Annotated in this window: 23 protein-coding genes, 1 pseudogene and 1 riboswitch; of the genes and pseudogenes, 10 read left to right on the top strand and 14 right to left on the bottom strand. The window is 72.3% G+C overall.

Going from position 1 to position 22,920, the window contains the following annotated elements:
• Window positions 1-178: pseudogene (locus ACWGKQ_RS48950) on the top strand (CHAT domain-containing protein); the annotation flags it as partial.
• 131 nt (window positions 179-309) lie between these two features.
• Here the strand turns inward: ACWGKQ_RS48950 and ACWGKQ_RS48955 are convergent.
• Complete coding sequence (locus tag ACWGKQ_RS48955; RefSeq protein WP_453298592.1) at window positions 310-2,046, bottom strand: LuxR family transcriptional regulator AbsR2; 1,737 nt, start codon at window positions 2,044-2,046, stop codon at window positions 310-312.
• A gap of 94 nt (window positions 2,047-2,140) precedes the next feature.
• Between ACWGKQ_RS48955 and absR1 the strand changes: the two genes are divergently transcribed.
• Complete coding sequence (gene absR1 / locus ACWGKQ_RS48960; protein ID WP_453298593.1) at window positions 2,141-3,220, top strand: beta-glucuronidase AbsR1; 1,080 nt, start codon at window positions 2,141-2,143, stop codon at window positions 3,218-3,220.
• A 219-nt stretch (window positions 3,221-3,439) separates the two neighbouring features.
• On the opposite strand, the gene ACWGKQ_RS48965 is transcribed toward absR1, so the two are convergent.
• Window positions 3,440-4,312, bottom strand: a complete 873-nt coding sequence (locus ACWGKQ_RS48965) for a sulfurtransferase (RefSeq protein WP_453298594.1) — start codon at window positions 4,310-4,312, stop codon at window positions 3,440-3,442.
• Window positions 4,313-4,713: 401 nt separating this feature from the next.
• Between ACWGKQ_RS48965 and ACWGKQ_RS48970 the strand changes: the two genes are divergently transcribed.
• The 5 genes from ACWGKQ_RS48970 (at window position 4,714) to ACWGKQ_RS48990 (ending at window position 9,375) form a co-directional block, all read left to right on the top strand.
• Window positions 4,714-5,634: an ABC transporter substrate-binding protein gene (locus ACWGKQ_RS48970; RefSeq protein WP_453298595.1), complete on the top strand. Its 921-nt coding sequence runs from the start codon at window positions 4,714-4,716 to the stop codon at window positions 5,632-5,634.
• Window positions 5,635-5,751: 117 nt separating this feature from the next.
• On the top strand, window positions 5,752-6,789 hold the full coding sequence (locus ACWGKQ_RS48975) for an ABC transporter substrate-binding protein (RefSeq protein WP_453298596.1): 1,038 nt from the start codon (window positions 5,752-5,754) through the stop codon (window positions 6,787-6,789).
• A 5-nt stretch (window positions 6,790-6,794) separates the two neighbouring features.
• Entirely contained in the window at window positions 6,795-7,550 is a 756-nt protein-coding gene (locus ACWGKQ_RS48980; RefSeq protein ID WP_453298597.1) for an ABC transporter permease, read from the top strand.
• Window positions 7,547-8,308: an ABC transporter ATP-binding protein gene (locus ACWGKQ_RS48985; RefSeq protein ID WP_453298598.1), complete on the top strand. Its 762-nt coding sequence runs from the start codon at window positions 7,547-7,549 to the stop codon at window positions 8,306-8,308. Before ACWGKQ_RS48980 ends, ACWGKQ_RS48985 begins: the two co-directional genes overlap by 4 nt.
• Window positions 8,305-9,375, top strand: a complete 1,071-nt coding sequence (locus ACWGKQ_RS48990; RefSeq protein WP_453298599.1) for a phosphotransferase enzyme family protein — start codon at window positions 8,305-8,307, stop codon at window positions 9,373-9,375. Before ACWGKQ_RS48985 ends, ACWGKQ_RS48990 begins: the two co-directional genes overlap by 4 nt.
• Before the next feature lie 3 nt (window positions 9,376-9,378).
• Here ACWGKQ_RS48990 and ACWGKQ_RS48995 read toward each other — a convergent pair whose 3' ends face one another.
• The 11 genes from ACWGKQ_RS48995 to ACWGKQ_RS49045 form a co-directional block, all read right to left on the bottom strand.
• The gene (locus tag ACWGKQ_RS48995) at window positions 9,379-10,503 is read right to left on the bottom strand and encodes an MsnO8 family LLM class oxidoreductase (protein ID WP_453298600.1); all 1,125 of its coding nucleotides are present in this window, start codon (window positions 10,501-10,503) and stop codon (window positions 9,379-9,381) included.
• Entirely contained in the window at window positions 10,496-11,578 is a 1,083-nt protein-coding gene (locus tag ACWGKQ_RS49000) for an LLM class flavin-dependent oxidoreductase (protein WP_453298601.1), read from the bottom strand. Before ACWGKQ_RS49000 ends, ACWGKQ_RS48995 begins: the two co-directional genes overlap by 8 nt.
• Entirely contained in the window at window positions 11,575-12,948 is a 1,374-nt protein-coding gene (locus ACWGKQ_RS49005; protein WP_453298602.1) for an NtaA/DmoA family FMN-dependent monooxygenase, read from the bottom strand. The genes ACWGKQ_RS49000 and ACWGKQ_RS49005 overlap by 4 nt, the downstream gene beginning before the upstream one ends.
• Before the next feature lie 20 nt (window positions 12,949-12,968).
• Window positions 12,969-14,186 carry an LLM class flavin-dependent oxidoreductase gene (locus ACWGKQ_RS49010; RefSeq protein ID WP_453298603.1) on the bottom strand — a complete coding sequence of 406 codons (1,218 nt, stop codon included), beginning with the start codon at window positions 14,184-14,186 and terminating at the stop codon, window positions 12,969-12,971.
• Between the two features lie 66 nt (window positions 14,187-14,252).
• On the bottom strand, window positions 14,253-14,348 hold the full coding sequence (locus ACWGKQ_RS49015) for a putative leader peptide (RefSeq protein WP_384033399.1): 96 nt from the start codon (window positions 14,346-14,348) through the stop codon (window positions 14,253-14,255).
• Window positions 14,349-14,391: 43 nt separating this feature from the next.
• Window positions 14,392-15,138, bottom strand: a complete 747-nt coding sequence (locus tag ACWGKQ_RS49020) for a GNAT family N-acetyltransferase (protein ID WP_453298604.1) — start codon at window positions 15,136-15,138, stop codon at window positions 14,392-14,394.
• 48 nt (window positions 15,139-15,186) lie between these two features.
• Entirely contained in the window at window positions 15,187-16,215 is a 1,029-nt protein-coding gene (locus ACWGKQ_RS49025; RefSeq protein WP_453298605.1) for a transporter substrate-binding domain-containing protein, read from the bottom strand.
• Window positions 16,216-16,310: 95 nt separating this feature from the next.
• The gene (locus ACWGKQ_RS49030) at window positions 16,311-17,099 is read right to left on the bottom strand and encodes an amino acid ABC transporter ATP-binding protein (protein ID WP_453298606.1); all 789 of its coding nucleotides are present in this window, start codon (window positions 17,097-17,099) and stop codon (window positions 16,311-16,313) included.
• Entirely contained in the window at window positions 17,096-18,076 is a 981-nt protein-coding gene (locus tag ACWGKQ_RS49035; protein ID WP_453298607.1) for an amino acid ABC transporter permease, read from the bottom strand. Before ACWGKQ_RS49035 ends, ACWGKQ_RS49030 begins: the two co-directional genes overlap by 4 nt.
• Window positions 18,077-18,462: 386 nt before the next feature.
• A riboswitch (SAM riboswitch) is annotated at window positions 18,463-18,586 on the bottom strand.
• 77 nt (window positions 18,587-18,663) lie between these two features.
• Window positions 18,664-19,536 (bottom strand): glutathione S-transferase C-terminal domain-containing protein, encoded by an 873-nt coding sequence (locus ACWGKQ_RS49040; protein ID WP_453298608.1) that lies wholly within the window; start codon window positions 19,534-19,536, stop codon window positions 18,664-18,666.
• Between the two features lie 100 nt (window positions 19,537-19,636).
• Window positions 19,637-19,768, bottom strand: coding sequence for a hypothetical protein (locus ACWGKQ_RS49045; RefSeq protein WP_453298609.1), 132 nt, complete (start codon window positions 19,766-19,768; stop codon window positions 19,637-19,639).
• Window positions 19,769-19,963: 195 nt separating this feature from the next.
• Here ACWGKQ_RS49045 and ACWGKQ_RS49050 point away from each other — a divergent pair, with 195 nt between their 5' ends.
• Window positions 19,964-20,221 (top strand): hypothetical protein, encoded by a 258-nt coding sequence (locus ACWGKQ_RS49050; protein WP_453298610.1) that lies wholly within the window; start codon window positions 19,964-19,966, stop codon window positions 20,219-20,221.
• A 90-nt stretch (window positions 20,222-20,311) separates the two neighbouring features.
• The gene (locus ACWGKQ_RS49055; protein ID WP_453298611.1) at window positions 20,312-21,121 is read left to right on the top strand and encodes a hypothetical protein; all 810 of its coding nucleotides are present in this window, start codon (window positions 20,312-20,314) and stop codon (window positions 21,119-21,121) included.
• 126 nt (window positions 21,122-21,247) lie between these two features.
• On the opposite strand, the gene ACWGKQ_RS49060 is transcribed toward ACWGKQ_RS49055, so the two are convergent.
• Window positions 21,248-21,586 (bottom strand): DUF2218 domain-containing protein, encoded by a 339-nt coding sequence (locus ACWGKQ_RS49060; RefSeq protein ID WP_453298612.1) that lies wholly within the window; start codon window positions 21,584-21,586, stop codon window positions 21,248-21,250.
• 256 nt (window positions 21,587-21,842) lie between these two features.
• On the opposite strand from ACWGKQ_RS49060, the gene ACWGKQ_RS49065 reads away from it, so the two are divergent.
• Window positions 21,843-22,920, top strand: a 1,078-nt coding sequence (locus ACWGKQ_RS49065; protein WP_453298613.1) for a glycoside hydrolase family 71/99-like protein, incomplete at its 3' end; no start/stop codon positions are given.

Below are 22,920 nucleotides of genomic sequence, written 5' to 3' on the forward strand. Positions count from 1 at the left end.
GGCCAGCAGCGCCCCGGTCAACGACGCGGCGGTGGTCCCGCTGATGCTGGCCCTGCACAAGGGCCTGGGCGCCGGCCTGTCACTGGCCGAGGCGCTGCGCGACGCCAGGGCCGCCCTGCCGGGCGACGCACTGCACCAGGCGACGGGCTGGGCGTTCGCCGCGTTCGGGGCGGCCTGAGCGCCCCAAAGGGGCGCGGGGCCGTGTTGAATATGCGGCTGCCGCCGCGTGGGCGCGACCAGCCACGACGGCGCCGCAGACGGCAGACGGCAGACGGCAGACGGCAGATCGCGGCGCTTCCAGCGCAGCGCTTACGCCGACTGCCGGTCCGGCTGCTCCACCAGCCACGGCAGTGCCGCCCGGTCGCTCGCGCCGAGCCGGGTGTAGGCGCTGTAGAGGTGGTTGCCCACCGTCCGTACGGACAGCGTCAGTTGCTCGGCGATCTGCCGGTTGCTGAGGCCGGTGGCGGCGAGGGTGACGATCTGGCGCTGGCGGGCGGTGAGTTCGCCGAGGACCAGGCCGGACAGGGCCGGCGTGCGGGCACCCTGGCAGCGGCGGGCGAGGGCGACCGCGCGGGTCCGGGACAGCCGGGCGGCGCGCGGGTCGCGGTGGGCGCGGACGGCCTGGGCGTGGGCCTCCGCCGCGAACAGCAGCAGACCGCGCTCCGCCAGTGCCTCGGCCGCCCGGTCGAGGGCGGGTCCGTCGCCGCGGACGAGGGCCTGCGCGTGCCGTGCGAGCACGCCGTCCAGCCGCCCCGCGGACCCCGCGGCCCCTTCGGGCTCCCCGAGCCGGACGGTGCCGTAGTGCGCGAGACCCCCGTCCCCGCGCACTACGGCGGCTTCCCCCGACTCGGCGACGGCCCGGGCGAGTTCGGTACGGCAGGCGGCGTCGCCCGGCGTCGCCCGCAGTCCCTCCCTCGCCCACGCCGCCGCCTCTCGCAGCTCCCCCCGAAGCCACGAGTACCGGGCACGCACGGCCGCGTACCCGGCCGGTACGGGCAGGCCTCCCGACGCCAGCCACTCCCCCACCGGGGCCGGCACCTCCCGTACGTCCAACTGCTCGATGCACTGCGCCAGTTGCTCCTGTTCGTCCTTCAGGGCGGCCTCGCACTGCCCGGGGGTGCGGGCCAGCCTGCGGGCCCGCAGCCGTCCCGCCGAGGCGCGCAGCGCGGGGCCGTGCAGCGGGTGGGCCAGGCGGACCGTGCCCCGGTCGTCGACGCGGATCAGGCCGTCGGTCTCCAGCCGTTCGAGAGCGGCCAGGTCCAGGCCGTCGTCGAGGTGGAGCGGCAACGGCTCGGCGAACGCCAGGCGTTCGAGGGTTTCGCGGTCTTCCTGGCCCCGCCGGTCGAGCAGGGGCGCGATGCGGTTCCGTACGGTCGCGGTGAGCGGCAGCGGGCCGCGCCAGGTCCACTCGCCGGTGTCCGGGACCCGGGTCAGCGGACCGGACTCGCGCAGCGCGCCGAGCAGGTCGCGCAGCAGCCGCAGATCACCCCGGCACACCCGGTGCAGCCGGCGCACGGTGAGCGCGTCCAGGCCGCTGCCTGCGAGCAGCCGGTCCGTCTCGTCGTACGGCAGCGGTTCCAGGGCGAGATGGGTGAGAAGTTCCCCGGTCCACAGCCGGGATACCGCCCCGGGGACGGGGGCCGTGTCGACGGCGGCCACCACGAGCCGGGTGCGGCGGTGCACGGCGAGCTGGTGGACGAGGGCGGCCGAGGCCTCGTCGAGGAGGTGCGCGTCGTCGACGACCAGGAGCCGTACCCCGGACAGGTGGCGGACCGCGCCGGGCAGCGAGACCCGGTCGGAGAGCAGGTGGGCGAACGCCGCGAACGGGAGGGTGCTGGTCTCGGGGGTGCCGGTCACCCGGACGCAGTCGGTGCCCGGGACGGCCTCGGTGATCAGCCGGGTCTTGCCGGTGCCGGCCGGACCGGTCACCACGACACCCTGCCGTCCGGCCACCGACGACCGCCTGACCAGCTCCAGTTCGTCCTCCCGGCCGGTGAACGGCCAGAGCGGTTCGAGGGTTCGCACTTCCCGTTCGTAAGTCGTCACGTGAGTATGAGTCGCGTTGCTCAGCTCTGATACAGGGGGACTTGAGTAGCTTCCGACTCAGGCGCCCGGCCGGGGCGAACGGCAGTCTGGGCGCATGACCCCACGCTACTGCTCGCTACCGCGGCAGTCGGCCCCGGAGTTCGCCCCGGGACTGGCCGCCGAGCGGCTCGGCGCGCTCGTCGGCGGGCAGCGGATGTGGGTCAACGGCACGGCCCTGCACTACTACTTCTTCGACGCCGACACCGACGCCTCGGTGATCCCGGTCCCGGGGACCGGGGAGACCCGCCGGGTGTCGTGGGCCGGTGCGAAGGAGCAGCGGGACGTGGTGCGCGAGTGCCTCCGGGAGTGGCAGGACCTCGGCATCGGGGTGATGTTCGCCGAGGTCGTCGACCGGTGCGAGGCGGAGCTGCGGATCGGCTTCCAGCTGGGCGACGGATCCTGGTCGGCGGTGGGCCGGGACGCGCTCTCGGTCGGCCTGGGCGAGCGCACGATGAACCTGGGCTGGGACCTGACCGGGCCCGACGGGCACTGGACGGCCCTGCACGAGATCGGGCACGCGCTCGGGATGCGGCACGAGCACCAGAGCCCGTTCGCGGGCGTGCACTGGGACGACGAGGCGGTCTACGCCGACCTCGCCGGCCCGCCGAACCACTGGAGCCGGGACCGGACGGACGTCAACATCCTGCGCAGGCTGGACCCTTCCGAGGCCAACGGTTCGGTGTGGGACCCGCAGTCCGTGATGCAGTACCCCTTCGGTCCGGGGCTGATCCTGGAGCCGGAGCAGTACCACAACGGTCTCCACCCGCCGGGGTCGCTGTCCCCGGCCGACAAGGAGTTCGTGCTCCGCTGGTACCCGCCCGCCGAGCCGCCGGCCGCGCTGGTGCCGTTCCGCTCGGCGCCGCTCAGCCTGGGGCCGGGCGGACAGGCGGACTTCGCCGTGGAGCCGCCGGAGACCCGCGTGTACACCGTGGGCACCTTCGGAGAGAGCGACTCCGTGGTCGTGGTCTTCGAGGAGCGCGACGGGGAACCGCGCTACCTCGCCGGCCACGACGACGGGGGCACACCGCACAACACCGGTCTCAGGGTCCGGCTCGTCAAGGGCCGCCGCTACTTCGTCCGCGTCCGTCTCCACTCGACATGGGGATCCGGGGAGACAGCGGTCATGTGCTGGTGACAGCACGGCCGCGACGCGGAGGTCGGACGACCACTGTCCGGCGCCGGGGGAAGCAGCCGCGCGGACGCCACCTTCGGGGGAGGGAGACGTCCGCGCGGCAGCGCCGGTGCGTGGACTTGCCCAGGGGCGCGGGGCTGTATGTGATGTGCGGCTCCGCCGCGTGGGCGCGACCAGCGACGACGCACCCGCACCCGGCAGCGCACAGGACCACCCCTCCCGCTAGCCGCCCAACTCCAATGGTCGCGAAGGGTCCTTGGACCACTCCTCCAGCGAGCCGTCGTACACGGACACGTCCGCACGCCCCAGCAGCGTCAGCGCAAGTGCCGCCCCCGCTGCCGAGATCCCCCCACCGCAGTAGAGGACGACGGGCGACGCATCCGCCAACGCCCCTGCCTTCTCGTCGAGTTCACGCATCGGCAACACCCGCCCCGCATCGTCCAGCAGCTCCCGGCCGGGCAGGCTGATACTCCCCGGTATGTGCCCCCGCCGGCTGTACCGGCCCGGCACCGACCCGGCGAACCCCCCGGAGGGCAGCGCACAGACCAGCACCCCCGGCCGCTCCCCCCGGCTGATCGCCGCCACCTCCTCGATGTCCGACCAGAGCCCGGGCCGCGGCACCGGCGTCACCGGCACGGCGGCGGGCACGGCGGCGCCGTCCCCCGTGGCCACCGGCCGCCCCGCCGCCTCCCACGCCGCCAGCCCGCCGTCCAGCACCGCGGCCGGTACCGAGATCGCGCGCAGCATCCACCACACCCGGGCGGCCCAGATCCCGCCTCCGGTGTCGTAGACGACGACCTCGGCCCCCTCCCCCACGCCGAGCCCGGCCAGTGCGGCGGCGAGCGCGTCCGGCGCCGGAACGGCGAAGTGGTACGGCGCGCCGGGGTCGGACAGGTCCCCGGTGACGTCGGCGTGGCGGGAACCGGGGATGTGGCGCTCGGCCCAGCCCGCGCGGCCGGACGCGGAGCGGTGGTCGCCGTCGTGGCGGGGCGAGGGCAGCAGCGCGGTGGCGTCGAGGACGACCAGCCGGGGATCGTCCAGGTGGGTCGCGAGCCAGGTGTGGTCGACCAGGGGGCCGGGCAGCAGGGTGGTCATGGCGGGCGATCGTACGCCCGCGACCAGGGCGTCTCACAAGTCGGGCATCCGCATCCCACATTCCGGACCCGGCTTGCGCAGGATGCGGGAGCTGCGGTTATGGTTTCGGCCATCTACGCGGGAGCCCCTCCCCGACCGGGCTGAGAGGGCGTCTGGGATCCGTGTGCCGCACCTGCGGACACGGTCCCCATGGGGACGCCGACCGCACCAGCAGCGCTTTGCGCCCCGCGTAGGAGTTCACGTGTCCACAGCAGTCGAGCCGCAGCCCACGGTGCCCCAGCACGCTGCCCGCTCCTGTTGTTGTCGTACGTGCTGTCGCCGGTCCCGCTGACCGCGCCCCCTCGGCTCCCTCACCTCGCTCACCCCCGCGCGTCCGCGCACACCGCCTTCGGAGTACCCCCATGCCGCACATACGGGTCATGCTCGACTATTTCCATCCATGGCCTAATTCTGCCGGTCTGTACGTCGCCCGTGCCCGCCGCTGGTACGAGGCGGCCGGTCTGGACGTCGAGCTGGTGGTGCAGGATCCGGGGCGCGGGGACACGCTGGAGTACCTGGCCCGGGGCGAGGTGGACTTCGGGATCTTCCCGCCGAACCGGCTGCTCGCCCGCCGGGCGGAGCTCGGTCAGCCGCTGGTCGCGGTCGCCGCGATCAACCACCGCGGGCTGGAAGCGATCCAGACCACCACCTCGACCGGCATCACCCGGCCCCGCGACCTGGCGGGCCGCCGCCTCGCCTACAACCCGACCCCGCGCGGGCGGGCCATGGTCCGCCATCTGGTGGCGGCGGACGGCGGCGATCCCGACGCGGTGGTCACGGTCGACGCGGGCGCCCGTGAGCTGACGGTGGACGACATCGAGGCCGGCGAGGCGGACGCGACCTTCGGCAACTACTGGTCCTGGGACGCGCTCCGCGGCGACCTGCCCGAGCACAGCAGGCTGACCTGGCCGGTCGACGAGATAGGCGCGCCCCGCTACCACAGCTACCTGCTGGGCACGAGCGAGCGGCTGCGCGACGAACAGCCGTCCCTGGTACGGGACTTCCTGACCGTGACGGCCCGCGGATACGGCACCGCGGCCGGGGAGCCCGACGCCACGCTGGAGATGCTGGAGCGGGTCATCCCGTACTTCCCGCGGCCGCTCATCGCCCGCTCCCTCGCCCTGATCGCCCCGACGTGGACGGACCCGCACGGCCGATGGGGTGTGATCGACGAGGGCCGGATGGGCCCCTACGCGCACTGGCTCGCCGAGAACGGCGCCATCGCGCACGACCACGACTGGCACCGCTCCTTCACCAACGGCCTGCTGGACGTGACGGCATGACCCTGCTCACCCGGCGGCTCGCCGTCGACTTCAAGCGGGTGGACAGCGCGCTGTGTCGGGCCTGACCGCTCCGCACCGCCGCCCGGCTCCCCTCCCCCGTACGAAGGACCCTCCACCATGCTCCGCCGCACCGCGCTGCCGGCCCTCGCCGCCCTGACGCTGCTCGCCGTCACCACCGCCTGCTCGGCCGACGCCGACTCCACGGCCGCGGCCAAGGACGGCACCACCACCGTCACCCTGGCCCTGGACTGGACCCCCAACACCAACCACACCGGCATCTACGTCGCCCAGGCCAAGGGCTGGTTCAAGGACGCCGGGATCGACCTGAAGATCGTGCCCTACGGCTCGACCGCGCCCGAGACGCTGATCGCGAGCCACAAGGCCGACTTCGGCATCTCCTACCAGGAGGGCGTCACCACCGCCCGCGCGGCCGGCCAGGACGTCACCTCCGTCTACGCCGTCACGCAGAAGACGGACGTGACCGTCTCGGTGCGCGCCGACCGCACCGACATCACCTCGCCCAAGGACCTCGACGGCAAGACGTACGCCGGGTTCGGCGCCCCCTACGAGAAGCCGCTGCTGCAGAAGGTGATCAAGAACGCGGGCGGCACGGGCGACTTCAAGCAGGTCACCCTCAACACCTCGGCGTACGCGGCGCTGTACGCCGGCAAGGCGGACTTCGCGATGCCGATGCCGACCTGGGAGGGCCTGGAGGCGAAGCTCAGCGGGAGGCCGCTCAAGGACTTCCAGCTCTCCGACTACGGCTTCCCGGCCATCTACTCCACGCTGATCGCGTCCTCCGACCAGTTCCTGAAGAAGAACCCGACGGTGGCGAAGAAGTTCCTCGCGGCCGTCGACAAGGGGTACCGCTACGCGGCCGACCATCCCGACCAGGCCGCCGATCTCCTCATCGCCGCCAACAAGAGCGTGCTCACCAACACCAAGCTGGTGAAGGAGAGTTCGGAGCTGCTGGCCAAGGAGTACTACAAGGGCGCCGACGGTTCGACCGGTACCCAGAGCGCGGCCCGGTGGAAGGCCTTCGCCGACTTCGAGTACGGCGCCGGGCTGCTCGTCGACGCGAACGGCAGGAAGCTGACGAAGGCGCCGGACACCTCGGCGTTCTTCACCGACGCCTACCTCCCGGCCGCCAAGTGAGGTCCGTGCTGCGGTCGTTGTGGCCGCCCCTGCTGGTGCTCGCCGTGGTCGTCGGCGGCTGGCAGCTGTACGTGACGGCGGCCGGGGTCGACCCGACCACGCTGCCCTCCCCCGCCCGGGTGGCGGAGCAGGGCTGGCTGAACCGCCAGGACCTCTGGGACCAGACACTGCCCACGCTCCAGGAGACCCTGCTCGGCTTCGCGCTGTCGTTCGCGGCGGCCTGGCTGGTGGCGGTGGTGCTGGACTTCTCCGCCGCCGCCCGCCGGGGCCTGTACCCGCTCCTGGTCGCCTCGCAGACGATCCCGATCGTCGCCGTGGCGCCCCTGCTGATCATCTGGTTCGGCTTCGGGCTGCTGCCCAAGATGCTGGTGGTGACGCTGACGACGTTCTTCCCGCTGGCCGCCAACCTGGCCGCGGGCTTCGCGGCGACCGACCGGGAGGCGATGCGGCTGCTGCGCTCGCTCGGCGCCGGGCGGTGGCGGGCGTTCCGGCTGGTGCGGGTGCCGAGCGCGATGCCGTACTTCTTCGCCGGGCTGCGGGTGAGCATCACCTACGCCGTGGTCGGCGCGGTGTTCGCCGAGTACGCGGGCGCCGAGTCGGGGCTCGGGATCTACATGCAGGCCCAGAAGAGCGCGTTCCGCACCGACCTGGTGTTCGCGGCGGTGGCCGTGACGGCCGCGCTGAGCATCGCCCTGTTCGGGGCCACGTATCTGTTGCAGCGGCTGGTGCTGCCCTGGGAGCGGAAGGAGCGGCGGCCATGAGCGGTCTCGCCGTCGAGCGGGTGAGCAAGTCGTTCGGGGATCTCGAAGTCCTGCGCGACCTCGAACTCACAGTGCAGCCAGGTGAGTTCGCCGCTGTCATCGGGCCCAGCGGCAGCGGCAAGAGCACCCTGTTCAACCTGGTGTCCGGGCTCGACCGGCCGACCTCCGGACGGGTGCTGGTGGAGGGCGAGCCGGCCGGGGTGGAGTCCGGCAAGGTCGCCTACATGCCGCAGAAGGACCTGCTGTTCCCCTGGCGGACGGTCCTCGACAACACCGCGCTGGGCCTGGAGGCGCAGGGGGTGCGGAAGAAGGAGGCCAGGGTGCGGGCCGACGCGCTGTTCGCCGACTTCGGCCTCGACGGCTTCCAGCAGGCGTATCCCTCGCAGCTCAGCGGGGGCATGCGGCAGCGGGCCGCACTGCTGCGCACGGTGGTCCTGGAGCGGCCGGTGCTGCTGCTCGACGAGCCGTTCGGCGCGTTGGACTCGCTGACCCGCACCGAGATGCAGCTGTGGCTGGCCGGCATGTGGCAGCGGCACCGCTGGACGGTCGTCCTGGTCACCCATGACATCCGGGAGGCCGTACTGCTCGCCGACACCGTGCACGTCCTGTCCCCGCGCCCGGCCACGGTGGTGGACCGCGTCGAGGTCCCGCTGCCCCGGCCGCGCGGCGCCGACGACTTCACGGCGCCGGAGTTCGCGGCGACGGAACGCCGGGTCCTGGACTCGCTGCGCGGCACGACGGCGGTGCGGACACCGTGAGCGCGCATCTGGCCCACGGCCTGGGCACCGAGCCGGTCGAGCCGGACTGGCCACCGCTGACCGACGCCGAGGTCACGGCCGTGACCGGGCCGGCCCGGGTGGTGTGGCGCAGTCCGCGTCCGCTGTCGGCGGCGGCCGTCGTGGTACGGGACGGACGGCGGCTGTTCGTGAAACGGCACCATGTCACCGTGCGCACCCCGCAGGGGCTCGCGGAGGAGCACGCCTTCCTGCGCCATCTGCGCGAGCGCGGGGCGCCGGTGGTGGAGGTCCTGGACCTGGTGGAGCGCGGCGAGTGGACGTACGAGGTCCACTCGGCCGGTACCGGCACCGACCTGTACCGGGACGCGCTGTCCTGGTCGCCGTTCCTCGGTACGGCCCACGCCCGGGCGGCGGGCGAGGCGCTGGCCCGGCTGCACCTGGCGGCGGAGGGCTTCGCCGCACCGCGCCGCTCACCGCAGCCGCTGGTCGCCTCCTTCACGGTGTTCGCGGCCCCGGACCCCTGGGCCGCGCTCACCACGTACCTGTCCGAACGGCCGGGCCTGGCTGAGGCGTTGGCGGAACTCCCCTGGCGCGAGGACACCCGTCGCGTGCTGCTCCCGCACCACGAACGCCTGGCCCCGCACCTGTCCGCGCTCCGTCCCCTGTGGACCCACAACGACTGGCACGCCTCCAACCTCCTCTGGGGCGAGGACGGCGAGGTCGCCACCGTGCTGGACTTCGGGATGAGCGACCGCACCACCGCCGTGCACGACCTGGCCACGGCGCTGGAGCGGAACACCGTGCAGTGGCTGCACCCCGACCGTCCGGTCCAGCAGGAGCACGCGGTCGCGCTGCTCCAGGGCTATCAGGCGGTACGCCCGCTCAGTGCCGCCGAGTCGAAGGCGCTGCCCGCTCTTCTCCCGCTGGTCCACGCCGAGTTCGCACTGTCCGAGCTGGACTACTTCCACGGGGTCACCCGGTCGCCGGCGAACGCCCGGCTGGCGTACGAGTACTACGTCGGCCATGCCGAGTGGTTCTCGGGCGGGGCGGGCCACCGGCTCCTTGAGCTGGTGGCCGCGCAGGGGTGAGCCTCAGCGGCGACGCCATTCCGCCGCGAGGAGTTCGTAGGAGCGGATGCGGTCGGCCTGGTCGTGGGTGATGGTGGTGATGAGCAACTCGTCGGCGCCGGTGGCCTCCTGGAGCTGTTCCAGGCGGTCGGCGACGTGCTGCGGGCTGCCCACGAACTGGGTGTCGAGGCGGTCCTGGACCAGTTCCCGGTCCTCGTCCGTCCAGACGTGTGCCCGGGCCTCCTCGGGAGTGGGGAAGGGGATGGCACCCTCGGCGGTGCGGATGCTGCGGACCCAGGCGCCGTAGCCGGTGGCCAGTTCACGGGCGGTGGCGTCGTCCTCGGCGACCACGACGTCGGCGGAGACGCTGACGTAGGGCTTGTCGAGGACGTCCGAGGGCTGGAAGTTCGCGCGGTAGCCGTCCACCGCCTCCAGGACGGTGGCCGGGCTGACGTGGTAGTTGGCGGCGAAGCGCAGGCCCCGCTCGCCCGCGGCCTGGGCGCTCTCGCCGCCGCTGCTGCCCAGGATCCACACCTCGACGTCGGCACCCTCGCCGGGGACGACGTGGGCCTCGACGCCGTCCTCGGTGCGGTAGGTTCCGGCGAGCAGGGCGAGGATGTCGTCGATCTGTTCGGCGTAGTCCTGGGACTCGGCGTTCGGCAGCAGGAGCAGTTTGCGGTGGAGGGCGAGCCGCGGGGAGCCGAGCAGCCGGGCGAAGGAGAAGCGGGGCGGGATGACCAGCCCGTTGGGTGTCCGGCCGTCGACCACCGGGGTCGTCGTCGGCGCGGTCGCCTTCTCCCCGGGCGGGCGCCCGCCGGAGCGCCCCAGGCCCAGGTCGAGGCGGCCCGGGTACAGGGCGTCGAGGAGGCCGAACTCCTCGACCGTGGACAGCGCGGTGCGGTGTCCGAGCTGTACGGCGCCGGAGCCGAGGCGGATCGTGGAGGTCGCGGCGGCGGTCAGTGCCAGGACCACCGCGGGGGAGGTGCCGGCCACCCCCGGGTTGAGGTGGTGCTCGGCGAACCAGTAGCGGGCGTAACCGAACTCCTCGGCGCGCTGCGCGAGTTCGGCGGAGTTGCGCAGTGCGTCGGCGGCGGTGGCACCGCTCGGGACCGGCACCAGGTCGAGGACGCCGAGGGGGATGTCAGACATGCGCGGGCTCCTCCGCTGCCGGGTGTACGGGTGCCCACGGGAACGGTGGGTCGGGGATGTCCTTGCGCAGCACCGGGGCCACCGCCGACTGGAACAGCTCCAGCGAGTCGCGGTGCTGAGCATCCGTCAGCCCGCTGGCGTCGGCGTGCAGATGCAGGACCGTATGCCCCAACTGCTCGTGGTAGCGGTGCACTTTCTCGATGACCTGCTGCGGGCTGCCGATCAGCGCCGAGCTGCGCTCGGCGAAGTCCTCCAGGGTCTCGAAGACGACCGGCAGTCCCGCCCGGCGGAAGAAGGCCAGGTTCGCCTCGAACACCGGGCGGTAGGCGGCCAGCGCCTGCTGGCTGGTGGGCGCGACCAGGAGGCCCGCCGTGCCCGCGCCGACGGCGATGTCCGCCGGGTCGTGGCCGTAGTGCTCCCAGCGTTCCCGGTAGTACCGGACCAACTCGGCGTACGGCTCCACGGGGTTGCTGACGTTCGCGGAGAACAGCGGGTCGCCGTAGCGGGCCGCGAGGTCGACGGACTCCTTGCTGGTGGCGCTGCCGTGCCAGACCCGGACCGGCCGCTGGTAGGGGCGCGGCCACACCTCGGCGTCCGTCAGCTCCGGCCGGAACCGGGTCTTCGCGGTGACCTTGTCCTGCCGCCACAGCTGCCGGAACACCTCGTAGCTCTCGGCGTTGCGGTCCCACTGGTCCTCGGGCGTGACACGGAACAGCTCGCGCTGGGCGGAGCCGTTGCCCTTGCCGATGATCAGGTCGAGGCGGCCCTCGGAGAGGTGGTCGAGGGTCGCGTAGTCCTCGTACGCCCGGACGGGGTCCAGCAGGCTCAGTGTGGTCACCGCGGTGAACAGCCGGATGCGCCGGGTGAGCGCGGCGACATGGCTGAGCACCACGGTGGGCGAGGAGGAGATGAACGGCCGCTCGTGCCGCTCCCCCACGCCGAAGCCGTCGAAGCCCAGTTCCTCGGCGAGCACGGCGTTGCCGAGGACCTCCCGGAACCGGTCGTGGGTGGACTTCTGTCTCCCCGTGACCGGATCCGGGCGGTGCACGATCAGGGTGATCGCGAGGAACCTCACGACGCCACCCGCTCGCTCCGCTTCTCGTCCGGGTGGGCGAGGCCCAGATGGTCGCGCAGGGTGGTGCCCTCGTACTCGGTGCGGAAGACGCCCTGCTCCTGGAGCAGCGGGACGACCTGGTCGGCGAAGACGTCCAGTCCGCCGGGGGTGATGTGCGGGACCAGGATGAAGCCGTCGGAGACGTCCGCCTGCACGAAGTCGTTGATGGTGCGGGCGAGGGTGGCCGGGGAGCCGACGAAGGTCTGCCGGTTGCCGGTGTTGATCACGAGGTCGCGGATGGACCACTTGTTGGCCTCGGCGAGCTCGCGCCACTCGCGGGCGATGGCGATCGGGTCGCGGTACATCCTGACCTGGGCGCGACCGCGGGAGATGTGGTCCTCGCCCACCAGCGGGTCGACGTCGGGCAGCGGGCCCTCCGGGTCGTACGACGACAGGTCCCGGTTCCAGACGAACTCCAGGTGCTTGAGGGCGGTCGCCCCGCTGACCTGCTGGCGGCGGACCTGGTGGGCGATCTCCTCGGCCTCCGCGTCGGTGTCGCCGAGGACGAAGCTGGCGGCGGGCAGGATCAGCAGCTCGTCGGGGCGGCGGCCGTACTTGGCGAGGCGGGACTTCACGTCGGTGTAGAAGGCCTGGCCGGCGTCGAGGGTGGCGTACCGGCTGAAGATCGCGTCGGCACTGGAGGCGGCGAACTCGCGGCCCTCGTCGGACTCGCCGGCCTGGAAGATCACCGGGCGGCCCTGCGGGGAGCGCGGCACGTTGAACTGGCCGTGGATGTCGAACTGGGGGCCCTGGTGCACGAAGGAGCCGGCCCCGGCGTCGCGCAGGAAGGCGCCGGTGGCCTGGTCGGCGAGGATCTCGTCGCCGTGCCAGGAGTCGAAGAGCTCGTTGGTGGTGGCGAGGAACTCCTTGGCGCGGGAGTAGCGCTCGTCCTGCGGCAGGAAGCCGCCGCGCCGGAAGTTCTCGCCGGTGAAGGCGTCCCAGGAGGTGACCACGTTCCAGGCGGCCCGGCCGCCGGAGAGGTGGTCGAGGCTGGCGAACTGGCGGGCCACCTCGTAGGGCTCGTTGAAGGTGGAGTTGATGGTGCCGGTCAGTCCGAGGTGTTCGGTGACGGCGGCCAGCGCGGCCAGCACGGTGAAGGTGTCGGGGCGGCCGACGACGTCCAAGTCGTATATCTTGCCGCCCTGTTCGCGCAGCCTGAGGCCCTCGGCGAGGAACAGGAAGTCGAACTTGGCGCGTTCGGCGGTCTTCGCGAAGTGGGCGAAGGAGCTGAACTCGATGTGGCTGCCGGCGGCCGGGTCGCTCCACACGGTGGTGTTGTTGACGCCCGGGAAGTGTGCGGCCAGATGGATCTGCTTCAGCGGCTTGCTCATGGGAGTGCGGTCCTTCCGGCTCAGGCGGTGGCAGCGACGGCGTAGCGGTTGGCGGGGCGGGCGAGCCCGAGCAGGCCGCGCAGGGTGTCCGCCTCGTAGGCGGTGCGGAAGCGGCCGCGGCGCTGGAGTTCGGGGACCAGGTCCGCGGTGATGCGCGGCAGGTCGTGGCCGAGCACGGCGGGCCGCAGCCGGAAGCCGGAGAGGCCTTCGGCGGCGAACTCCTCAAGGAGGTCGGCGAGTTGAGCGGCCGTCCCGGTGAAGATCCGGGCGTCGCCGGTGTACGCGCCGCCGTCGAGGGCGTCGAGGCGGTCCTTGCGGGCGGCGGCCGTGGCCGGGTCGTCGTCCAGGAGGACCACGAGGTCGCCGAAGACGTGCACGGTGTCCCCGGCCCGTCCGGCGGCCTCCTGTTCGGCGCGGATCTCGGCGACGATCGCGCGGGCGTCGGCGCCGTCCTGCGGGGTGACGTAGCCGACGTCGGCCTGGCGGGCGATCAGCCGGTAGGGGACGGTCTGGTGGCCGAGGGCGGTGACGAGCGGCTGGCCCTGCGGCGGGCGCGGGGTGATGGAGGGGCCCTTGACGCTGAACTGCCGGCCCTCGAAGCCGATGTAGTGCAGCTTGTCGCGGTCGATGAAACGGCCCGTGGCGGCGTCCCGGATCTCGGCGTCGTCCTCCCAGCTGTCCCAGAGCCGGCGCACCACCTCGACGTAGTCGGCGGCCTCGTCGAAGTGCTCGGTGAGCCGCTGCTGCCCGGCCGGGGTGCGCAGTGCCGCCAGGTCGACCGGCGGGAAGGCGCGCCTGCCGAAGTGGTCCGCCTCGTGCGGGCGGGCGGAGATCTGCACCCGCAGCCCGGCGCGGCCGGTGCTGACGTAGTCCAGGGTGGCGATCGCCTTGGAGATGTGGAACGGCTCGGTGTGGGTGGCGATCACCGTCGGCACCAGGCCGATGTGGCTGGACAGGGGCGCGATCCGGGCCGCGATCAGGACGGCGTCCAGGCGGCCGCGGACCTGGTCGGTGCGCTCGTCCGGCTCACCGTAGTGCGAGGACTGCAGGCCGAGGCCGTCCTCGATGGTGACGAAGTCGATGAGACCGCGCTCGGCCTCGGCGACCAGGTCCGCCCAGTAGCCGGCGCTGAACAGGTCGTGCGGCCGGGCGACCGGCTCGCGCCAGGAGGCGGGGTGCCAGCCGGTGCCGTCCAGGGCGACGGCGAGGTGCAGGTGGGAGTCGGGAGATGAGGACACAGTGGTGCCTTCCTGAAGGTCCGTACGAGGGCGCGCCGAAGGGAAGGGCGCAGCGGGGACAACTGGTCAGGAACAACAGAGCGCGCCGGCCACGCGCTGGAGGTCGATGTGCGGCCGGGAGTGCAGGACGGTACGGCGGCTGGGGCTGGGCACACGTGTCATGTCCCGCTCCTCCCGGCCGGCTCCGCGTACATCTCGTCGTGAGTCACAACAGACCGGTTTCCGTGGTTGTTCCCGGGCTGCGCACCAGCAGGGTGCGGGTACGGAGCCGCTCGGTGAAGCCGATCGACTCGTACAGCCGGATCGCGTTCGCGTTGCCGGGGGCCGCGTGCAGGAACGGCGTGTCGCCGCGCTCGCGGATACCGGCGGCGACCGCGCGGACCAGCCGGGTGGCCAGTCCCCGGCCCTGGTGCTCGGGGTCGGTGCAGACGGCGCTGATCTCCGTCCAGCCGGGCAGCCGCAGCCGCTCCCCCGCCATGGCGATCAGGCGGCCGTGGTGCCGGATGCCGAGATAGGCGCCCATCTCGACGGTCCGGGTGCGGAACGGGCCGGGCTCGGTCCGGGCTACCAGGTCCAGGATCTCGGGCACGTCGTCCGGTCCGAGCCGGACGGCCTCGGGGGCTGGCTCGGCCCGGAGTGCCGTGTCCACGAACTGGACACCCGTTCCGCCGCCGACCACCTCCCAGCCGGGCGGTGCCGCCTCGACCGGTTTGATCTTCACGATCGCTCCCGGGCCGACGAGCGTGTACAGGTCGGCCCAGGCGGCCGGGTCGGTGGGGTCGGCGAGGGCGGCGTAGGCGTAGACGTCGTCGGGGTAGCGGGCCGCCCGGCCGACCCGTTCCGCGAGGTGGGCGTGCGGGCCGGCGAGGGCCGACCAGACGGCGTTGTCGAGCGGGGACGTGCGGGGAGCGAGAGGGGCTCCGCCTCCGCGAAGGCCGGTCTGGAGAGTCACGGAGGCGGAGTCCTTCCTCAACCTGCGGGGTTGCTGTCTTACGGATGATCAGGAGTCGGAGAGCGGCAGTCCGGGCGGGTTGACCTCGGACTTGGCGACGGCCTCGTTGGAGAGGTTCCAGGCGGCCAGCCACTTGGCGTACTGCCCGTTCTTGATCAGGTAGTTGATCGCGTCGGCGAGCGGCTTGGCCAGGCCGCTGTCCTTCTTGGCGGTCGCCGCGATCAGGCCCTGGAGGGACGCTCCGGCTCCGGAGTAGGTGCCCGCGTTCCGGACCGCCTTGCCCGTGCCCTTCGTCTGGGAGACCTGGTAGGCGACCGAGGGGTTCGGGGCGAGGTAGGCGTCGATCTTCCCGGCGGCCAGCGCGAGATAGGTGCTGTTGTTGTCCTGGAAGTACTTGACGGTGAGCGGCTTCTTGCCCTCGGCGGCCAGCTTCTTCTTCCACTCCAGGAGGATCCGCTCCTGGTTGGTGCCGGCGCCCACGGCGACGGTCTTGCCGGCGAGGTTCTCGTAGTTGCCGTCGAAGTTCCACTTGTCGTCCGCCGCCACCGCGAAGCCGAGGTTGTCCTCCCGGTAGGAGGCGAACTCGTACTTCTGCTTGCGCTCCTCGGTGTCGGTGACGTTGGAGAAGGCGACCTGGACCTTGCCGCTGTCCAGACCGATGAAGAGGTTCTCCCAGGTCGAGTTCTTCAGCTCCGGCTGGAGACCGAGGACGGCGGCGACCAGGCGGCTGATGTCGGCCTCGGAACCGGTGAGGGTCTTCTGGTCCGAGCCGACGTAGCCGAGCGGCGGGGAACCGGCGGGCAGGAAGCCGACGCCGATCTCCAGCTTGCCGCTCTTCGCTATCGCCTTGGGCAGCTCGGCGCTGATCGACTTCACTTCGGAGACCTTGAGCGTCGTCTCCTTGGCGGCGCCGTTGGAGAGTGCTCCCACGGTGACCGTGCCGGAGGCGGCGCTGCCGGATGTGGTGGCCGCGTCGCTGTCGCCCCCGCAGGCGGCGAGCCCGGCGGCGAGGGAGGCGACGACGGTCGCCGCGGAGATGCCTCTGATCAGGCTGCGTCGGGTGAGGTGGGTGGGCATGGCCGTTCCTTGTCGCTGGAAGAGGTGTGCGGAGGTTGGGCGTGGGGGTTCTGCGTGGGGGTTCTGCGTGGGGGGAAGTCCGGGGGTGCGGCGGTTCAGAGGACCTTGCTGAGGAAGTCCCTGGTCCGCTCGTGCTGCGGCTTGTCGAGGACCTCGGAGGGCGGGCCCTGCTCGACGATCCTGCCGCCGTCGATGAAGACGACCCGGTCGGCGATCTCGCGGGCGAAGCCGATCTCGTGGGTGACGATGACGAGGGTGGTGCCGCTGGTCGCCAGGTCCTTGATGACGGCGAGGACCTCACCGACGAGTTCGGGGTCCAGGGCGGAGGTGGGCTCGTCGAAGAGGATCACGCCGGGGCGCAGGGCGAGGGCGCGGGCGATGGCGACGCGCTGCTGCTGGCCGCCGGAGAGCTGCCGGGGGTAGGCGCCGACGCGCTCGCCGAGGCCGACCCGTTCCAGGAGTTCCTTGGCCAGGGCCTGGGCCTCGGGCTTGGTGAGCTTTCCGGTGGCGACCGGGGCGGCGGCCACGTTGTCCAGCACGGTCAGGTGCGGGAAGAGGTTGAAGTTCTGGAAGACGAAGCCGATCCGGCTGCGCTGGGCCAGGATGGCGCGCTCGCTCAGCTCCTTCAGCCGGTCGCCCTGCCGCTTCACGCCGATCGGCTCGCCGTTGACGCTGACGTGGCCGATCTCGGGCTTCTCCAGGTGGTTGACGACCCGCAGCAGGGTGGACTTGCCGGAGCCGGACGGGCCCAGGATGACGGTGACCTCGCCGGGACGGATGGTCAGGTCGATGCCGTCCAGGACGCGGTGGGCGCCGTACCACTTGTGGACGTCGTGGATCTCCAGGGCGGCGGGGGCCGTCTCCAGAGTGTCGGTGCTGCTCATACGGCGGTCTCCCGGCGGATGCGGGCGCGCAGGTCGGTGAGGCCGGTGCGCAGCTTCTGGAGGGGCGTCGGCGGCAGCGTGCGGGTGGCGCCGCGGGCGTAGTACCGCTCGACGTAGAACTGGATCACGGAGACGACGCTGGTCAGGATCAGGTACCAGACGGTGACCACCAGGAGCAGCGGCACGATGTCGCCCGGGTAGGTGGAGCCCATGGTCTGCGCGGTGCCGAAGAGGTCGAGCAGCGAGACGTAGAAGACCAGCGAGGTGCTCTTGATCAGGCCGATGAGCTGGTTGACGTAGTTCGGGGTGATCGACCGCAGCGCCTGCGGGAACACGATCCGGCGGAACTGGTAGCCCTTGGGCAGGCCGAGCGCGGCGGCCGCCTCGTGCTGGCCCTGGTCCACGGAGAGGATGCCGCCGCGGACCACCTCGGCCGCGTAGGCGGCCTCGTTGAGGCTGAGGCCGATGACGGCGACCACCATGTCGGTGGCGAGCTTCGACTCGTCGAAGGAGAAGAAGGCCGGTCCGAAGGGGACGCCGATGCTCAACGTCTTGTACAGGGCGCTGAAGTTGTAGAGGAACAGCAAGACCACGATGAGCGGGATGGAGCGCAGCGCCCATACGTAGGTCCAGCTGACCGCGCGCAGCACCGGGCTCTTGGAGAGCCGGGCCAGGGCGAGCAGGATGCCGCCGAGGAGGCCCAACACCGCGCTGTAGGCGGCGACTTCGAGGGTGATGACCAGCCCGTCGAGGATGGTCGGCCGCAGGAACCAGTAGCCGAAGCGGTCCCACTGGTAGAAGGGGTTGGACACCAGTCCGTGCACGAACTGGACGGCCAGGACCAGGACGACGGCGGTGGCGATCCACCGTCCCGGCCTGCGCAGTGGCAGAACTCGCTGTGCGGCGAGGGGTCTTGACGGTTCGTCGGCGGCGGGGGGTGCCTCGGGGGCGATCGTGGCGCCTGGGGGTTCACTCATGGCGGGCTCCGGCGGAGTCGGACACCCACGTGTCCCACGGCGGGGGCCGCGCACCGTACCGTGTTCGGGCACGGCACGGTGCGCGGGGGCGCGCGGGACACGGGGCTGGGCGGACGGCGGCACACCGGGCGGCCGGTGTTTCGACGGGGACGCTGGGGTGCGAAGCTGCGGGAGATCGGCGGAAAGGCCTGGTCAGACCCGACAGCGGGCACAGCCCGGTGCGGTACACGCGCTACACAGGGCGCTGTTGACACGGAGCAGATCGACGGCGCGGTCGGCGACGAGCGGGCTCGGGTACGGGCGTACGCAGCCCACGGCGCGGCGCTGGGCCGTCCTGGAAGCTGCGTACATGTCCGTCACCTGTCACTGTCGAGCCGGCCCCGGGGGCCTCGCGCTTACCGAATCGTCGCTTGCCGAAACGTCGTCGGTCCGGTCGTCACCTGGGGCACCCCACCGCGATGCGAGGGTTGCCGGTCAGCAAGCCAGGGCTTGACGCTGACGCTCTTGACCGTTCTGGTCCGTAAGTAACGCAGTTGCCCGAACGAATGTCAACGCCTGTCCGACTGGCGGGACGGTTCGGGCCGCTCTCACCTGCGCGGAACGCCGGGAGCGTCCGCTGCGTGGCCCGCCCAGTCCAGGATCTGGACGGCCGCGCCGGCGGCTTCCAGGCCCTGGCAACGGCCGTGGTGACGGCGGGCGATGCCGTCGAGGTCGAGGTGGGCACCGAAGGCCGGGTGGGCCGCCAGCCGCCGGGCGTAGGCCCACAGCACCGGGTGGCCGGCGATGGCGTGCACGGCGGTGGCGTCCAGGTGGTTGCGGTGCACGGTGTCGAGTTGCACCAGGGTCACCCACAACTCGATGTCCGCGGCGGTGAGTTGACCGCCGACCAGGAACTCCACCCCGGTCAGCCGGCGTTCCAGGTCGGCCAGGGCGGCGAGCAGCACCGCCAGCGCCTTTGGGTCGCCGCCCTCGCGGCCGGCCCGCTGGGCGGCCTGCTCGATGTCCTCGGCGCACAGCCGCTCGACGGCCTCGATCTCGGCCTCGGCGCCGCACGGGTAGAGCCGGGCGACGCCGTCCCCGAAGTGCCGGTCCAGGTCGCGCAGGATGTCCCGGCTGTGGGTGCTGACGATACGGCCGGACCAGTCGTCGCTGAAGACCGGCGCGAGGGCCGGTCCCGAGTAGTGGTGGGCGCTGGCCTCGTACAGCGGGCGCAGTGCCGGGTGGCTGCCGTCGGGACAGTCCGGGACGGCGGGGAGGAAGGTGACCGGACAACAGTCGTCCAGGGCCAGCAGGCTGTGGCCGACGGCGATCCGGAGGCCGTCCGGACACGCGGTGGACAGGTGCAGCCGGTAGCGGCGCGGCACGGCGTAGTGACCGCTGCGCGCGTCCCGGCCGATGCGGCCACGGAAGGCGGGGGCGGTGCGGACGGACGGCACGGCGGCGAGTGGAGTGATGGACATGCGTCTCCCCGGGGGCGGGCGGGCGCGCGGACGTACGCGCGGCGGAAGCGTTCGTCGGTGGGTGCTCGGCGAGCTCTGGTGAGTCCTGACGGATGGGCGCTCAGCCTCTGCGGCCGGTGGCGCCGCACATCCGCAGCAGGTCGAGGTGGCGGCGGGAGGTGAGCAGGGGGCCGGCCCAGGGCGCGGGGCTCTCGCGGCGCTGTCTGCCGGTGAGCGTGCGCAGGCGACCCATCTTTCCCTACCTTTTCACTAGGATTCTCTTCTGGAGTGTCGATCCGCCTCCGCCCGGCGTCAAGAGGGCGTCCACGCCTGGGACGCCCGGCCCCGGCCCGGCCCGGCCCCAGCCACGCCCAGGCCCCGACTTGCCGCCGGACGGAAGGGGCGGTGCCCTGGGGGACGGGGGGCCGAGTGACAGGAGCCGGAGCCGATGACCGAGCCCCCGGGTCCCGGGCCCGTGCCCGGCGCGGTGCCCGAGACCTTCGCGTTCCGCTGCGGGCGGTGCGGGCACGGCTGGGAGGCCACCTTCCAGGCGGTGTTCTTCACCGACCCGGTCGCCGATCCGGACCTGCAGAGCACCCTGGAGTACGTCGACGAGGCCGGCCGGGCCGTACCGTCGCCGCTCACGGACGCGGTGTGCCCGCGCTGCGGCAGCCGGCGGGTGCGGATCACGGCGACCGGATCCTGACGCTCACCCGAATGGCACGCGCGGGTGGTCGGCGCCGGTGGCCGGTGGTGGCGTGGAGGGACGTACCGCGTTCCCGAGGAGGCAGTCGCGATGACCCGTCCGTCCCGACCCGCGCGTGTTATCGCCACGGCCCTGGCCGCGGGGACCCTGTTCGCCACGGCGGCATGCACGGACGGCAGCGGCTCCCCCGAGGCCGCGCCCGTCTCCCCCGCCGCCGAACGCTCCCCGTCCCCGTCGCGCACCCCTACCCTCACCGGTGCCGGGGCCCAGGCCGCGCTGATCACACCGGCCGACATCGAGGACGACTGGCAACTGGCCAACGACGCCGCCACCTGGCGCAACCAGATGCTGGTCGGCAAGGTCGACGTCGCCGAGTTCCTCAGCGCCAAGTCCGACGCCGCCGACTGCCAGCGGCTGCTGGACAGCCTCTACTCCGACACCCTGCTGGGCCGCGCCACCGGCGCCTCCGGGCTGCGCGGCTTCACCTCGCAGGACTCCCGGCTGCTGTACCAGGTCGGGGACTACGGCCAGGCCCAGATGGACGCCACCATCGGCTGGCTGAAGGGCCTCCCGGAGAAGTGCAACCAGTTCACCGCCACCGCCTCGGACGGCAGCAAGCGGACCGTGCAGGTCGTCGAGTACAAGGAACCGCCCAAGGTGGCCGACGCGCTGGCGGCGCTCACGGTCACCGTCCAGGGCACCTCCAACGGGCAGCCCGCCACGACCACCCTGGACGTCGCGGCGATGCGCGTCGGCGCCTCCGGGGCGGCGGTCACCAACGGCGGCCTGTCCGGCGTCGACCACGACAGCACCGCCCTGGCCGTCCAGAACGGCGCCCAGCGCCTCAAGGACGTGCTGTCCGGCAAGACCCCGGCACCGCTGCCGAGCCAGTTCGACTAGTTTTCCGGCCGCGGGGCTCGACTAGGGGCTGTCCGGCGGATCATGCCGCAGACGCGGGGTCTGGCACGCCCACCGGAACTGAACAGTCACCGCTGCTTTCCTGCGACTTGATCCGCCGGACAGCCCCTAGTGGGGCATCGGCTCCCCGGGGTTGTCCTGGGTGGTGCCGGGCTCTCCGTTGTCGCGGTGCCATGCGACGACGAGTTCGTCGCGGGTGCCGAAGCGGACCAGGTGCCGGCCGACCACGCCTTCCAGGAGTTCGAGGTTCTCGGGGTCCGTCTCCACGGTGAGCAGCAGCGCGCCGTCGGTCGCGGTGAGGGTGCCGGTGCCGTTCTGGAAGACGATGGCACCGGTGCCGGTCTCCTCGTCCCAGGTGGTCTGCGAGCGGCGGCCGAGATGCGAGGCGAGCTGCTTGGCGTAGCGGGCGGGCCGGTCGGTGGGGACGCGGGCTTCGGAGCGGGCCATCTGGGACTCCCGGTGCTGCGGGGCGGGCATACGGTGACGGGCTCACGCTACGTCCGGGCGGGGGGTGCGGCGCCGTACCGGGGGCCGCAAGCTATGCATGCCGGTCGCGTCACCTGACGCCGCCCCGGGATGGCCCAGACCATTCCACACATAGGCCCCAAGCGGCACGCCCGTCTTGACTCCCCGTCGACATCACCTCTTAACTCACGTCTTGAAGTATGCCTGCCAGGCTCCCCTCCCCCCTCGGAGTTCCCGCATGCCCACATCCCACCGCACCTCCCCCTGGACGCGTCGCAGGGTGCTCGGTGTGACCGCCGGCGGCTCCGCGGTGGCCGCGCTCGGTGCGTTCGGCGTGGCCCGGTCCGCCTCGGCGGCCACCACCACCGGCAGCGCCGTCGGTGATGTCGTCGGCAAGGTCACCGTCGGCTACCAGGGCTGGTTCGCCTGCAAGGGCGACGGCGCGCCGATCAACGCCTGGTGGCACTGGGCCCCGAACAGCGCCTCGACCCCCTCGCCGTCCAACAACGGCATCAAGGCCTGGCCGGACATCCGCGACTACACGAAGACGTACCCGACCGCCTTCGCGAACTTCGGCAACGGCCGCGCCCCCGGGCTGTTCTCGTCGTACGACCAGCAGACCGTGAACACCCACTTCCTGTGGATGCAGCAGTACGGCATCGACACCGCCGCCCTCCAGCGCTTCAACCCGACCGGCGGCGAGGGCCCGACGCGGGACGACATGGCGCAGAAGGTGCGCAGCGCCGCCGAGGCGTACGGCCGGAAGTTCTACCTCATGTACGACGTCAGCGGCTGGACGAACATGCAGTCCGAGATCAAGACCGACTGGACGAACAAGATGTCGGCGCACACGGCGAGTTCGGCGTACGCGACGCAGAACGGCAAGCCGGTCGTCTGCATCTGGGGCTTCGGATTCAACGACGACAAGCACGCGTTCGGCGCGGACGCCTGCCTCGACGTCGTCAACTGGTTCAAGAACCAAGGCTGTTACGTCATCGGCGGAGTGCCGACCTGGTGGCGGACCGGAGTCAGCGACTCGCGATCGGGCTTCTCGGACGTCTACCACGCGCTCGACATGATCTCGCCGTGGCTGGTCGGCCGGATCGGCACCGCCGCGGACGCGGACAACTTCTACACCAATGCCACCGTGCCGGACGTCGCGGACTGCGCCGCGCACGGCATCGACTACCAGCCCTGTGTGCTGCCCGGCGACGTGTCCGCCCGGCAGCGGGCGCACGGCGACTTCATGTGGCGGCAGTTCTACAACATGGTGCGGGCCGGGGTGCAGGGCATCTACATCTCGATGTTCGACGAGT

Source organism: Streptomyces sp. NPDC054770 (assembly GCF_053611985.1).

Coding starts and splice junctions, on each gene's coding strand:
- ACWGKQ_RS49060 (WP_453298612.1), bottom strand. CDS start 21,586: ATGGCCCGCTCCGAAGCCCGCGTCCCCACCGACCGGCCCGCCCGCTAC.
- ACWGKQ_RS48995 (WP_453298600.1), bottom strand. CDS start 10,503: ATGTCTGACATCCCCCTCGGCGTCCTCGACCTGGTGCCGGTCCCGAGC.
- ACWGKQ_RS49005 (WP_453298602.1), bottom strand. CDS start 12,948: ATGAGCAAGCCGCTGAAGCAGATCCATCTGGCCGCACACTTCCCGGGC.
- ACWGKQ_RS49035 (WP_453298607.1), bottom strand. CDS start 18,076: ATGAGTGAACCCCCAGGCGCCACGATCGCCCCCGAGGCACCCCCCGCC.
- absR1 (WP_453298593.1), top strand. CDS start 2,141: ATGACCCCACGCTACTGCTCGCTACCGCGGCAGTCGGCCCCGGAGTTC.
- ACWGKQ_RS49015 (WP_384033399.1), bottom strand. CDS start 14,348: ATGACACGTGTGCCCAGCCCCAGCCGCCGTACCGTCCTGCACTCCCGG.
- ACWGKQ_RS48970 (WP_453298595.1), top strand. CDS start 4,714: ATGCCGCACATACGGGTCATGCTCGACTATTTCCATCCATGGCCTAAT.
- ACWGKQ_RS48975 (WP_453298596.1), top strand. CDS start 5,752: ATGCTCCGCCGCACCGCGCTGCCGGCCCTCGCCGCCCTGACGCTGCTC.
- ACWGKQ_RS49025 (WP_453298605.1), bottom strand. CDS start 16,215: ATGCCCACCCACCTCACCCGACGCAGCCTGATCAGAGGCATCTCCGCG.
- ACWGKQ_RS49050 (WP_453298610.1), top strand. CDS start 19,964: ATGACCGAGCCCCCGGGTCCCGGGCCCGTGCCCGGCGCGGTGCCCGAG.
- ACWGKQ_RS49055 (WP_453298611.1), top strand. CDS start 20,312: ATGACCCGTCCGTCCCGACCCGCGCGTGTTATCGCCACGGCCCTGGCC.
- ACWGKQ_RS48965 (WP_453298594.1), bottom strand. CDS start 4,312: ATGACCACCCTGCTGCCCGGCCCCCTGGTCGACCACACCTGGCTCGCG.
- ACWGKQ_RS48985 (WP_453298598.1), top strand. CDS start 7,547: ATGAGCGGTCTCGCCGTCGAGCGGGTGAGCAAGTCGTTCGGGGATCTC.
- ACWGKQ_RS49030 (WP_453298606.1), bottom strand. CDS start 17,099: ATGAGCAGCACCGACACTCTGGAGACGGCCCCCGCCGCCCTGGAGATC.
- ACWGKQ_RS49040 (WP_453298608.1), bottom strand. CDS start 19,536: ATGTCCATCACTCCACTCGCCGCCGTGCCGTCCGTCCGCACCGCCCCC.
- ACWGKQ_RS49045 (WP_453298609.1), bottom strand. CDS start 19,768: ATGGGTCGCCTGCGCACGCTCACCGGCAGACAGCGCCGCGAGAGCCCC.